Here is an 11,257-nt window from a genome sequence, read left to right as displayed (position 1 = left end):
GTCCTACGAAATGCCCATGATGTCCTGGCCGCTCAGGGCCGGGATTGAAACGGCTCGACCGACTTGCCCAGCCAGGAGAGCAGCAGCAGCATCGCCACGCCACAGAAGATGGCCGCGTCCGCCAAGTTGAAGGCAGGCCAGTGCCAACCAAAGGCGTGCAGGTCGAGGAAGTCCGTGACTGCGCCCTGGCGGACCCGGTCGATGACGTTGCCCAGGGCGCCGCCGATGATGGCGCCCAGGGCGGCCGCCTCGCTCTGGCTTATAGAGCGCATTGCCCAGGCGAGGAGAAGGGCGACGATGGTCAGCGCGAGGCCGGAGAGCAGCCAAGGTCCCACGGCCCCATCGCCGAACAGCCCGAAGCTGACACCCCGGTTGAAGCCAAGCGTGAGATTGAAGAACGGCGTTACTTCGATCAGGCGCGGGGGATTCATGACGTGCTCGATGATCGCCCACTTCGAGCCTTGGTCGAGCGCGACGGCAAAGGTGGCGGCGAGGAGTGCAGCCCCGAGCCTCCTCCGGCGCCCAGTGAGCGTGTTGTTTGGGGCGGCACTTTGCAATGTCATGCGGTGTCCTCTGTGGGCGTGGAGACGGCATGCCGGAGGTTCGATCCCACGGGCCGTTGGGAGGCGATCAACGAGCCGCAAGGATGGCGAGCATGGTCGCCCCGGCGGCGATGCGATACCAAGCGAACGGTGTGAAGCCGTGACGGCCGACGAACGCCACGACCACGCGCACGACGGCAAGCGCTGCGAGAAATGCCGCGGCGAAGCCGACGACAACCACGAGCGCGTCGTCCGGGTTGAGAACGCCCGGGTTCTTGTAGATGTCGAGGGTGGTTGCGCCGAGCATGGTCGGGATGGCCAAGAAAAAGGAGAACTCGGCTGCCGTCCTGCGATCGACGCGCAGCAGCAGCGACCCCATGATGGTCGCCCCTGAGCGGGAGACACCCGGGATCATCGCCAGGGTCTGGAAGGCACCGATCAGAAGCGCCGTCCTGGGACGGAGCCCTTCGATCTCGTGCACCCGCGACACTGGGATGGCGCGCTCGATCACAAGGATGGCCAAGCCGCCCAGGATGAGGCTCACCGAAACCACATAGGGGGAAAACAGCACGCTCTTGATGAATCCATGCGCCAGGGCGCCGACCAACGCCGCCGGAAGGAACGCCAGAAGGACGACGACGGCAAAGTGACGAGCGGCGGGGTCGTGCGGCAGCCCGGTGGCGACTCCAAGGAGCTTGGCGCGATACACCCAGCACACGGCGAGGATCGCTCCGAGTTGAACGACGATCTCGAACACTTTGCCAGGCGGCCCCTGAAAGCCGAGGAGATCGACAAGCAGGATGAGGTGCCCCGTGGAGGAGACAGGGATGAACTCGGTCAAGCCTTCGACGATGCCCAGCAGCGCCGCCAGCATGTAGGTGTCACTCATGAGGGGGCTCCTTGAAACCGGTGGCAGACGGGGTGCCTATAGGGCACCGGTAGAGGAGGCATTGCTCCGGCATCATGGCGCTGCCGCGCCCGCCGCCCCCGCCGCTGCACGTAGCGGGCGCGGCGGTGCGTGCGAGAGGCACGCGCTACGCGGTCGCGGATTGAGCCTTCAGCAGGCGCAACCCGTTCAGGACGACGAGCAACGAAGCCCCGACGTCGGCGGCGATGGCGCCCCACAGCGAGGCCATCCCGACGAAGGTCAGGACGACGAACACCAGCTTCACGGCGAGCGAGAAGCCGATGTTCTGCCGAATGATGCCCAGCGTTTCTCGCGAGTGCCGGACCAGCCACGGCAGCTTCGAGAGGTCGTCCGACATCAGGGCAATGTCGGCGGTCTCGATGGCGGCGTCCGTGCCGACCGCGCCCATGGCGATGCCCAGGTTGGCCCGGGCCATGGCCGGGGCGTCGTTGACGCCGTCGCCGACCATGGCGACCGCCCCGTGCTGCGCGACGAGATCCTCGACCGCGGCCACCTTGTCGGCCGGAAGGAGCTCGGCCCGCACCTCATCCACACCCGTCTCGCGGGCGATCGCCTCGGCGGTGGCCCGGTTGTCGCCGGTCAGCATGACCACGCGCTGGATGCCCGCCGCGTGCAGCGCCGCGACCACGGCGCGGGCGGCGGGCCGGACGGTGTCGGCGACCGCGACCAGCCCCCACACGCCGCCCTCGTCGCCGACGGCGACCAGGGTGCGCCCGGCCGCCGCCAACTCGTCGGCGCGCCGCAGCGCCTCGGGGGTGGCGAAGCCGCGCTCCTCCAGGTAGCGGCGCGAGCCCAGCCACACCGCGCGCCCGTCCACCCGGCCGGTGACGCCCCGGCCGGGCACCGCCTGGACATCCTCCGCGGGGACCGGCGACACGCCCCGTTCCTTGGCGTTCTCCAGGATAGCGTGGGCGAGCGGGTGCTCGCTGCGCGCCTCCAGCGCCGCCGCGAGCGCCAGGAGGTCCGCTTCGCCGCGGCCGCCGAGCGGGACCAGGTCGGCGACCCGCGGGCGCCCCTCGGTCAGCGTGCCGGTCTTGTCCATGGCGACCGCCTTGAGATGGGCGGGCGCCTCGAGGTAAACGCCGCCCTTGACCAGCACACCGTTGCGGGCCGCGCCGGTGAGCGCGGCGACGATGCTGACCGGCGTCGAGATGACCAGGGCGCACGGGCAGGCGATCACCAGCAGCACCAGGGCGCGGTAGAACCACGCCTGCCACTCGCCGCCGAACAGCAGCGGCGGCAGCAGGAAGACGGCGATCGCCAACGCCATGACCACGGGTGTGTAGATGCGGGCGAACCGCTCGACCCACGCCTCGGTCGGCGCGCGGCGGCTCTGCGCCGAGCCGACCATGCGGATGATCTGGGCGAGCGTGGTGTCCTGGGCGGCCTTGGTGGTCTCGATCTCGAGCGCGCCCGCGCCGTTGATGGTCCCGGCGAAGACCTCGGAGCCTGGCGCCACCGCCACCGGCGCGCTCTCGCCGGTGATGGGGGCTTGGTTGACGTCGCTCGTTCCGGCGGCGACCCGGCCGTCGAGCGGCAGCTTGTCGCCGGGGCGGACGACGATGTGCGCCCCGACGGCGACCTCGCCCGCGGGCACCTCGCGCTCGGTGCCGTCCGGGAAGCGCACCCGCGCCGTCGGCGGGGCAAGCTCCATCAGCGCGGCGACGGCGCGGCGCGCCCGTCCCAGGCTCCACGCCTCAAGGGCGAGGGCGAGGGCGAAGAAGAAGGACACGGTGGCCGCCTCGAACCACTCGCCGATCAGGACGGCGCCGATGACGGCGACGACCATCAGCAGGTTCATGTCCGGCCGCAGCCGCCGTGCCGCCAACCACGCCTTCGGAGCGACGTAGCGCACCGCGCAGAGGATCGAGACGGCGTAGGTGAGGATGGCAACCCACGGCGCCTCGGCCTCGCCCATGAAGGCGACCGCGGCGCCGCCGCCAAGCCAGGCGTGCAGCCCGAAGCCGACGGCCGCGAGGACACCGCTGGCCGTCGTGAGCGTGGTCTGGAGGCGCCGTCGGCGCTCCTCCGCCTCGGTCGCCTCCGTGCTGGCTCCCTCCTGCCAGAGCTCCGCCTGCATGCCGGTCCGGGCCACGGCCGTGCTGACCCGCTCCAGGGTCGCGGCATCCGGGTCGCCGGAGATCGACATGCGGCCGTTGATGAGGTCGAAGGCGAGCTTGTCCTCGCCGCCGACCACCGGGCCGACCTCGCGCTTCAGCGCGGCCACCTCCTCGCCGCAGTCCATGCCGTGGATGCGCAGCACCGTCTGGCCCGGCAGTTGGACCGGGACGGGCGTGGTCAGGGCGGATGCCCCGCAGGACATGCCGCAGGAGCCACCGGTTGGTGCCGGTGGCGGAACAGCGCCGTCGGGCCAGAGTTCGGCCTGCATGCCCGTGGTCGCAACGGCGCGGCGGATGTCGTCGATGGAGGCCGGGGCTGCGGAGGACACGGTCATCGTCCCGGCCTTCGTGTCGAAGGCGAGCCGCTCCTCGCCGCCCACAACGGGCCCGACGGCCGCCTTGAGCGCGCGCACCTCGTTCTGGCAGTCGAGCCCACGGACCTTGAAGCGGAGCTCGACCGTCTCGCCGCGCCATAGGCTGGCGCGCATCCCGGTGGCGGCGACCGCCCGCTCGATGTCCGCGGGCGCGGCACGGTCCTGCGGCGCGACGTCCATGGTTCCGGCCTTGGTGTCGAAGGCGAGCTTGTCCTCGCCACCAACCAGAGGGCCGACGGCCGCCTTGAGCGCGCGGACCTCGTTTTGGCAGTCCAGCCCCTCGACCTGGAAGCGCAGGGGCTCGGGCCCGGGCAGGCGGGTGGTCGTCTCTTGGTGCTTGTCCATTCTCGTCTCCGCCGTGTTCATGCGGGATCCGGCGGTGCCGCCGGACGTGTGCTGTGGGGGCGTGGGTCAGGTGGACGCGGCGGCCTTGGCCTGCCGGAGGTCCGAGCGCGCGTGCCGGATGATCGAGATCGCCGATTGCAGGAACAGGCCCGCGACGACGACCGCGACGGCGAGGTCCGGCCAGGGCGTGCCGGTCCACACCACGAGCCCCGCCGCGATGATGACCGCAACGTTGCCGATCGCATCGTTGCGCGAGAACAACCAGACCGCGCGGACGTTGGCGTCGCCGGTGCGGTGGGGCAGCAGGACGACCGCCGAGATGACGTTGATGACGAGCGCGACCGCGCCGAACAGCCCCATCGCCCCAGCCTCGGGTTCGTAGAGCACGAACACGCGGTAGGCGGAGGAGGCCAGCACGGCCGTGCCGAGGCCGCCGAGGAAGCAGCCCTGGAGGAGCGCCGCCCGCGCGCGCCAAGCCAAGCTCCAGCCGATGGCCAGCAGGCCGAGCAGCGTGATCGTGCCGTCACCGAGGAAGTCGAGCGCGTCCGCCTGGAGGGCCTGGGAGTCGGACAGGAAACCGGCGACGATCTCCACCAGGCCGTAGGTCACGTTGAGCAGCACCACGGTCCACAGCGCCCGGCGATAACCGGTGGTGACGTTTCCGTAGTCCTGGACCCGGTCGTCATCGTCGTCGATGTCGGCCGCCTTCGTGGGCTCATCCATTGCACTCGTCCTCTGGATCCGCGGCGGGTTCGACGACGTGCTCGACCATGTCGGTGATGATGCAGCGCACCCGGTCGTCGGTGGCCACGTAGAAGACCTGCTTGCCGCGCTTGCGGGCGGTCAGGAAGCGGGCGGCGCGCAGCACGCGCAGGTGGTGGCTGACCAGCGCGGCGGACAGGCCCACGCGCTCAGCGACGTCGCCGACGCACAGCGGCTCGCCCAGGCAAGCAACCGCGATGCGCAGGCGGTTCGGGTCGCCCAGCATGCGAAAGATCTCGGCGAGCTCGATGGCCCGCTCCTCATCCAGTCTCAGGTCCCGCATGGCCACTATCAAACGCTCCAACGTTCATTTGTGTATTTGGTTTATCGACGACTGTCAACTACACTGGTTCCCCCGGCGAGGGACCAGGGAGGACACGTGGCGTGCGAAAGCGGGCGTTCTTGGCGCCGGTCGCCGCAGCGGGGATCGGGGTGCTTGCGAGCCGCCAGGCGGTGGCCAGGGAGCGCCCCATCCTGCACGGCGCCGAGTACGAGGGCTGGATCTGGTGGCTTCTGCTGAACGGCTTGATGGACGTGCTCCTGGTCGTCGCCATAGCCATCGCTGCCGCTGTGGCCATCCGCAGGATCTGGCGTGCGATCATGGATCGTAGGGCGCGCGGGCAAAAACCAATGGACCGTGAAGGGTAGCGTCAAGGCGCTGGCACAGGGAGGCGGCATGGTGAGGAGAGGACATCGGCGGGGGGCGCTCGTAGCAGCGGGCGGTCCTGTGCTCATGACGACGGTATCGCTTGCCCAGGGTCTGGACCCCGGCACGCTCGCGGCGGCCTGTGCCAGCCTCGCCCCGACCGCGGAAGACGACTTCCGTTGCGGGCTGGCCCACTATGTCGGCAAGGGCGCCCGGCCGGACGAGACCGAGGCGTTCCGCCGCTTCGCGCGAGCCGCCGAGGGCGGCCATACCGAGGCGCTGAACAACCTTGCCCAGATGCACCTCGACCGCGCGAGCCGATTCCACGACGGGCGGAAGGGCTTCGCCCTTCTCCTTCAGGCGGCCGAGAAGGGGTACGCGAAGGCTCAGTACAGCGTGGCGCTGCTGCTCGAGGAAGGGCACGTGGCGCGCCAGGACCTCGCTCAGGCGCGCTCCTGGTACCGGAAGGCCGCGGAGCAGGGCCATCCGTTCGCCCAGAACGACTTGGCAAACCTGTTGCGGTGGGGCGTGGGCGGCGGGCGGGACGTTGCGGAGGCAGCCCGGCTGTACCGGCAGGCGGGCGAGCGCGGCGTTCCGGCGGCCGCCTTCAACCTGGGCGAACTGTATCTGGACGGCGATGGCGTACCGCGGGACGCCCTCGAGGCGCATCTCTGGATCACCCGCGCCGCAGCCAAAGGCGACAAGGCGCTCAAGGCCAGGATCTTCGACATCCTGGCCACGCTCGAGCAGCGGATGACAGATGGGGAGCGCCAGGCGGTGACCGATCGGAACGCGCGGTGGCGCACCGGGCGCCCGGTTCCGGACAGGCAGAGCGGGCACATCCTTCCACCGCCTTGACGGACGTGTCCGTGAACCGTTGTTTGCCTCTGATTCCTACCATTGGCTGTTCGAATCAGCCGAAGTGGCAACCTATGAAATTGGGAGAAGGAGGCAGAACAGTGCATTGCGAGCCGCTGGGGCAAGACGAAATTGCAGACCTTGAGATCGATGAGGACCTGAAGGCACAACGGTGGATTTGGTGCTTCGAGCGCCTCGGCTGGAGTGTGCTAGGCTTGTTTCTGCTCGCTGGCCTCCTCGGCGTCTTTGGCGGTGGAAGGCTCAGCGAGGCGGAGTCACGCGACGAGGCCGGTCGGGTAACTGTCTGGTTCGAGCAATTTGCCCGGGTTGATACACCGGTCACGCTCAAGGTTCGGGTGATGGCTGTCCAGCAACCCGACCTCCTCTGGCTTCACCTTTCCAAGTCCTATTTCGATCGTACCCGCATCGACCGTATCATGCCTGAACCGGAGCGCACCGTCGTTACGCAAGACGTGATCCGGTTCGGTTTCGATCCCAACCAGGCCAGTGAACAGGGGCTGATCCTAATCAGCCTGACCCCTATTCAATTTGGCCAGCTTCGCGGATCGTTAGGGTTGGCTGACGGCCCTGCGGTCGAATTTCACCAAATTGTCTATCCATGACTATGAGCGTCCCATGGAATCCGTCCTGCACGCGGCCACTATGTACATTGTTCTCCTTGTGCTGTTCCGTATCTCCGGACGGCGCACACTCGCCGAGGCCAGCACGTTCGATTTCGTGCTGCTCCTGATCATCAGCGAGGCAACGCAGCAGGCAATGACCGGCAGCGACTATTCGATGACGAACGCGCTTCTCGTCATCAGCACGCTCATCCTGCTCGATGTGCTGCTTACCTTTCTTCTGAAGCGTTTTCGCGGGCTGGACAAGGCGGTGAATGGTCTCCCGCTCATCGTTGTCTCCCACGGGCGACCTCTGCGGGAACGTATGGCAAGCGCGCGAGTCGACGAAGACGACATTCTCGAAGCGGCCCGACGCACCCGTGGCCTTGAGCGCCTGGAGCAGATCAAGTTCGCCGTTCTTGAGCGCAGCGGCGGTATTTCGATCATCCCCTTCGAAAGGCCATAAGCTGCCATCGGCCACGTCAAGCCGAAGTTGGCGTTCGTTGCCACTGATGCGGGCATCGGCCTGGGCGGTGGGGAGAATCGATATAGGAAAGCCTGAGCGCCAAACAACGGTGAGGAGACCCACAACTTTGGAAACCAGCGGATCGTGCACACCACTGACTAAGAGGAAACCATTGCTGTGGAGCCCTCAGCGCCGTGTGTTCACAAGACGGCGGTCGACCGGAATGCCAACAGCGCGTCGAGCGTCCGGCTCAAGGCCAATGACGGCGGTGTGAAAGGTTATCGCTCAGCGATAGTGGCATTCTTGCCTGCGTGTCCACCCGAACAGCTGTTGCATGGACCTGTCCAGCATGCGGATACACGCTCCGACGAAGGCGCCCCGCTGTCCGTAGCATTGCTCGTTGGCGACTCTCTCCCACATGACATGTCCATTCAGGTAGTCTTGGCCGCACGACTCCCCAATGAAGCGATGCTCCCTTTCCCGGTTGGCGGTATTTTGAAAGCCAAGACCGAGTTCCTTTAAGGTCCGGCGGTGCAGATGGTGCGTCATCCCGGAGGGGATCGTCTGCATGATATTCAAAAATTTTGGCGTGACGCCGTTTCCGGTCAGGTAGACCTTCATCGCTTCGTGAGCATCCCCGGCCATGCCAGACAAGTCTTGGGCTGTGGGCCTCTGAACACCGATCTGGCCTTGAGCGAACCGGTACTGGCCCGCGGCGAAAATGAAGGTGCAGGCACCGGTGCAGTGCGCCCCCTTCGGAACATTGACCTTCACGGTTTCCAGAGGGGCGAACGCCCGTCCGATCCTCATCGCCTGCATGATCGAGCCACCGCTGCTGTCGAGCACCAACTCGACGGAGCGCGGGTGCGGCGCGGTGCGGGCCAGGTACTCCGCGACCTCGGTCAGTACATCGGCGTCCCGCCGCGTCACCTTGCCCGTGATCGTGATCTCCGGCCACACATTGGGTGAAAGGCAGGATGCGACATACTTTGCCACGTCGGCCGTGCTTTGCAGCGCCAAGCGCACCTGTCCGTCCCGCCCTTCGAGGGGGCGATCCGCTCGCGGGGTGCACGCGACAGCCACCAAGGCGACGGCCGAGCTCGGTGCCGCAAGCACGGCGACAACCATCATGAGCAGCGGAAGGTGCGGCGGCACCGCTTTATGCTTCCTCAAGGCCCTGGCTGACGTCTGGGTGGCAGTGGAAGGCAAACGTCCGGATCAGGACAGATAGAGCGAGCCGTCGAGCAGGCGAGCGACGCTGACCAGGCCGGTCCAGGTGTCACGCTTGGCGCCGAGATCCAAGACACCTTCGACCTCGACCACCGCGCCGGTCGGCAAGGCCGCGTCCTCGCGCAGGTACATCACGATCGCGTCGGGCGGCAGAGGCAGGTCCGGGAAGCAATGTGGGCAGCTTACCAGGGGGGAACTGGCCAGAACATGGTATCCCGCGCCCGCCTTGGAGTGGGGAATCAGGTAGCCCGCAGCCACGACTCGCTGGCCCGCCAAGGCGCGTGTGGCGGCTCTGAAGCCCAGGTCGCCCTCGGCGCGCAGCTGCTCCAGGTCAAGTCGGGGCAGCGGCTGCCCGAAGGCCGGGCGGACGGCCGAGGATGCGGCGGCAGCACCGCAGAGAGACAGAAAGGTTCGGCGAAGCATATGGCTCTCCCCATTCGATGGCGGACCGTACCACGGGTTGGCGCCGTGGCTCATTCTGAGCCCGAGCCGGAGCCGCACGAAGTCACCGAGTGTTGCCCTCTGACATCACGACCGGAGGATCAGGGAGCGTTCCCTGCTTGGCCGCCCGCCAAAGGGCGAGCGTGCCGAAGAGCGGCGCCCAGCGATGCGTCTCGACGATGTCGACGAACCCGGCACCCCGCATCAGGTCGGTTCGCCTTGCTCAGCCCCATGAACCTCGGCACCATGCACCCCGTGGCAGCTATAAGGTCAATGGGGATTCCACGATGCGAGCAAATCTGTCGATCGGCGAACTCGGCAAGGCGACCAGTACCAAGACGGAGACCATTCGCTTCTACGAGAAGGTCGGCATTCTGCCGGAGCCTGCGCGGACATCGGGAAATTACCGAAGCTATAGCGAGGAATACGTCCGGCGCCTGACCTTCGTGCGAAAGGCGCGCAACCTCGGCTTCCCGCTCGAGACGGTGCGGGCTTTACTGGACCTCACCGACCAGCCGGACCGCCCATGCGCTGAGGTGGACAAGCTCGTGATCGGGCAGCTGCACGAGGTCGAGCGCAAGCTCGCAGACCTGGAGCGCCTGCGCGAAGAACTCGCCCAAATGGTCCAGCGGTGCCGTGGCGGGTCCGTGTCGGATTGCCGCATCATCGAGGCTCTGTCGCCGTGATCCCCACCCCGGACACCTGGTGCCGCTCCTACGAAAGCCGCGCCCTTCGTAGCGTGGAATTGGCTAAGGTCAAGACAGGGAGCCAGTGATATGGCCGCCAACAGTCGGGCGACACTGGAGAACAACCAAGTCGCCATCTACTTCGCCGCGGTCGCCGCCGGGGTGCTCGTCGCTGTCGCGATGCCAAGCAACACCTGGGGTGCCGCTATCAACCCGGCGCTTGCCGCCCTGATCTATGTGACCTTTCTCCAGGTGCCCCTGGGCGAACTCCGCCAGAGCCTTGCCAACGGCCGCTTCCTGCTGGCGCTGCTGGCGGTCAACTTCGTCGTGGTGCCCTGCGTCGTCTTCGCGCTCGTGTCGCTCCTGCCGGGCGACCAATGGGCGGTACGCTTGGGCGCGCTGCTGGTGCTGCTGGCGCCGTGCATCGACTACGTCGTGGTCTTCACCCATCTCGGACGCGGCGACGCGAAGCTGGTGCTGGCGGCGACGCCGGTCCTGCTTCTCGTCCAGATGCTGCTCCTGCCGGTCTATCTCGGCCTCTTCGTCGGCGCCGAGGCGACGGCGCTCATGCGCCTCGGCCCGTTCCTCGAGGCGTTCGCCTTGTTCATCGCGGTGCCGCTGGTGCTGGCCGGGGCGACGCAGGCATGGGCGGCGCGGACCGGCGCCGGGAAGGCCGCCGCCGACACCATGGCTTGGCTGCCGGTGCCGCTCATGGCGATGGTGCTGTTCCTGGTGGTCGCCGCCGTCGCGCCCGACGTGGCCGCCCACGCCCGCGCCGTCGCCCTCGTGGTGCCGGTCTTCATCGCCTTCGCGTTGGTGATGCCCTACGCCGGACGGGCCGTTGCCCGCCTGCTCGGGCTGGAGGCGGAAGCGGCCAGAGCCGTCGTCTTCAGCGGCAGCACCCGGAACTCCCTGGTCGTGCTGCCTCTGGCGTTCGCCGTTCCCGACACCGCGGCGCTGGTGCCCGCGGCCGTGGTGACGCAGACCCTCGTGGAGCTCGTGGCTATGCTTGTGTATGTCCGGTGGGTGCCGCGCCTCGTGCCCACGGCGGCGCTCGCTCGCTGACGGCAAGGCCCACGTTACTGCTCGGGCAAGAAAACGGCCGTTTGCCTTACTCCATCGGAGGCATCGCGCACAGCTCGTCTGTGACCTTCGACGATAAGTGGCGGCCTTTCTCCAGCGCTATGTGGCGCACACGACATTACTATCGGGCAAGGGTACGGTAGACGGTCGGGCGCG

General features: G+C 67.7%; 13 protein-coding genes. 6 read left to right on the top strand and 7 right to left on the bottom strand.

Going from position 1 to position 11,257, the window contains the following annotated elements; all coding sequences use genetic code 11:
- Positions 1 to 32: 32 nt before the first annotated feature.
- From lspA to J2Y49_RS31590, 5 genes are all read right to left on the bottom strand, one after another.
- Positions 33 to 563: a signal peptidase II gene (lspA, locus tag J2Y49_RS31610; protein WP_149226317.1), complete on the bottom strand. Its 531-nt coding sequence runs from the start codon at positions 561 to 563 to the stop codon at positions 33 to 35.
- 67 nt (positions 564 to 630) lie between these two features.
- The gene (locus J2Y49_RS31605; protein ID WP_149226315.1) at positions 631 to 1,431 is read right to left on the bottom strand and encodes an undecaprenyl-diphosphate phosphatase; all 801 of its coding nucleotides are present in this window, start codon (positions 1,429 to 1,431) and stop codon (positions 631 to 633) included.
- A 145-nt stretch (positions 1,432 to 1,576) separates the two neighbouring features.
- Complete coding sequence (locus J2Y49_RS31600; RefSeq protein WP_149226313.1) at positions 1,577 to 4,309, bottom strand: cation-translocating P-type ATPase; 2,733 nt, start codon at positions 4,307 to 4,309, stop codon at positions 1,577 to 1,579.
- Positions 4,310 to 4,375: 66 nt separating this feature from the next.
- On the bottom strand, positions 4,376 to 5,032 hold the full coding sequence (locus tag J2Y49_RS31595) for a cation transporter (protein ID WP_247883953.1): 657 nt from the start codon (positions 5,030 to 5,032) through the stop codon (positions 4,376 to 4,378).
- Positions 5,025 to 5,354 (bottom strand): helix-turn-helix transcriptional regulator, encoded by a 330-nt coding sequence (locus tag J2Y49_RS31590; RefSeq protein ID WP_149226330.1) that lies wholly within the window; start codon positions 5,352 to 5,354, stop codon positions 5,025 to 5,027. The genes J2Y49_RS31595 and J2Y49_RS31590 overlap by 8 nt, the downstream gene beginning before the upstream one ends.
- A gap of 119 nt (positions 5,355 to 5,473) precedes the next feature.
- Between J2Y49_RS31590 and J2Y49_RS31585 the strand changes: the two genes are divergently transcribed.
- From J2Y49_RS31585 to J2Y49_RS31570, 4 genes are all read left to right on the top strand, one after another.
- Positions 5,474 to 5,719: a hypothetical protein gene (locus J2Y49_RS31585; protein WP_149226311.1), complete on the top strand. Its 246-nt coding sequence runs from the start codon at positions 5,474 to 5,476 to the stop codon at positions 5,717 to 5,719.
- 85 nt (positions 5,720 to 5,804) lie between these two features.
- Entirely contained in the window at positions 5,805 to 6,575 is a 771-nt protein-coding gene (locus tag J2Y49_RS31580; RefSeq protein ID WP_188092494.1) for a tetratricopeptide repeat protein, read from the top strand.
- A 101-nt stretch (positions 6,576 to 6,676) separates the two neighbouring features.
- Entirely contained in the window at positions 6,677 to 7,198 is a 522-nt protein-coding gene (locus J2Y49_RS31575; protein ID WP_310119675.1) for a hypothetical protein, read from the top strand.
- A gap of 13 nt (positions 7,199 to 7,211) precedes the next feature.
- The gene (locus J2Y49_RS31570) at positions 7,212 to 7,661 is read left to right on the top strand and encodes a YetF domain-containing protein (protein ID WP_310119674.1); all 450 of its coding nucleotides are present in this window, start codon (positions 7,212 to 7,214) and stop codon (positions 7,659 to 7,661) included.
- 285 nt (positions 7,662 to 7,946) lie between these two features.
- Here the strand turns inward: J2Y49_RS31570 and J2Y49_RS31565 are convergent, their stop codons facing one another.
- Both J2Y49_RS31565 and J2Y49_RS31560 read right to left on the bottom strand, forming a co-directional pair.
- On the bottom strand, positions 7,947 to 8,681 hold the full coding sequence (locus tag J2Y49_RS31565) for a hypothetical protein (protein WP_310119672.1): 735 nt from the start codon (positions 8,679 to 8,681) through the stop codon (positions 7,947 to 7,949).
- A gap of 198 nt (positions 8,682 to 8,879) precedes the next feature.
- Positions 8,880 to 9,314 carry a hypothetical protein gene (locus J2Y49_RS31560; protein ID WP_310119670.1) on the bottom strand — a complete coding sequence of 145 codons (435 nt, stop codon included), beginning with the start codon at positions 9,312 to 9,314 and terminating at the stop codon, positions 8,880 to 8,882.
- Positions 9,315 to 9,619: 305 nt separating this feature from the next.
- Between J2Y49_RS31560 and J2Y49_RS31555 the strand changes: the two genes are divergently transcribed.
- Positions 9,620 to 10,018 (top strand): helix-turn-helix domain-containing protein, encoded by a 399-nt coding sequence (locus J2Y49_RS31555; RefSeq protein ID WP_310119668.1) that lies wholly within the window; start codon positions 9,620 to 9,622, stop codon positions 10,016 to 10,018.
- Positions 10,019 to 10,108: 90 nt separating this feature from the next.
- A complete protein-coding gene (locus tag J2Y49_RS31550; protein ID WP_310119667.1) occupies positions 10,109 to 11,083 on the top strand; it encodes a bile acid:sodium symporter in 975 nt (324 codons plus the stop codon).
- Positions 11,084 to 11,257 lie beyond the last annotated feature (174 nt).

Source organism: Azospirillum sp. BE72 (assembly GCF_031455875.1).
Lineage (GTDB): Bacteria > Pseudomonadota > Alphaproteobacteria > Azospirillales > Azospirillaceae > Azospirillum.
The sequence above is the reverse complement of the archived record's forward strand: the minus strand, read 5'-3'. Positions and strand labels throughout refer to the sequence as shown.

Coding starts and splice junctions, on each gene's coding strand:
- J2Y49_RS31600 (WP_149226313.1), bottom strand. CDS start 4,309: ATGGACAAGCACCAAGAGACGACCACCCGCCTGCCCGGGCCCGAGCCC.
- J2Y49_RS31560 (WP_310119670.1), bottom strand. CDS start 9,314: ATGCTTCGCCGAACCTTTCTGTCTCTCTGCGGTGCTGCCGCCGCATCC.
- J2Y49_RS31550 (WP_310119667.1), top strand. CDS start 10,109: ATGGCCGCCAACAGTCGGGCGACACTGGAGAACAACCAAGTCGCCATC.
- J2Y49_RS31595 (WP_247883953.1), bottom strand. CDS start 5,032: ATGGATGAGCCCACGAAGGCGGCCGACATCGACGACGATGACGACCGG.
- J2Y49_RS31590 (WP_149226330.1), bottom strand. CDS start 5,354: ATGCGGGACCTGAGACTGGATGAGGAGCGGGCCATCGAGCTCGCCGAG.
- J2Y49_RS31555 (WP_310119668.1), top strand. CDS start 9,620: ATGCGAGCAAATCTGTCGATCGGCGAACTCGGCAAGGCGACCAGTACC.
- lspA (WP_149226317.1), bottom strand. CDS start 563: ATGACATTGCAAAGTGCCGCCCCAAACAACACGCTCACTGGGCGCCGG.
- J2Y49_RS31605 (WP_149226315.1), bottom strand. CDS start 1,431: ATGAGTGACACCTACATGCTGGCGGCGCTGCTGGGCATCGTCGAAGGC.
- J2Y49_RS31580 (WP_188092494.1), top strand. CDS start 5,805: ATGACGACGGTATCGCTTGCCCAGGGTCTGGACCCCGGCACGCTCGCG.
- J2Y49_RS31570 (WP_310119674.1), top strand. CDS start 7,212: ATGGAATCCGTCCTGCACGCGGCCACTATGTACATTGTTCTCCTTGTG.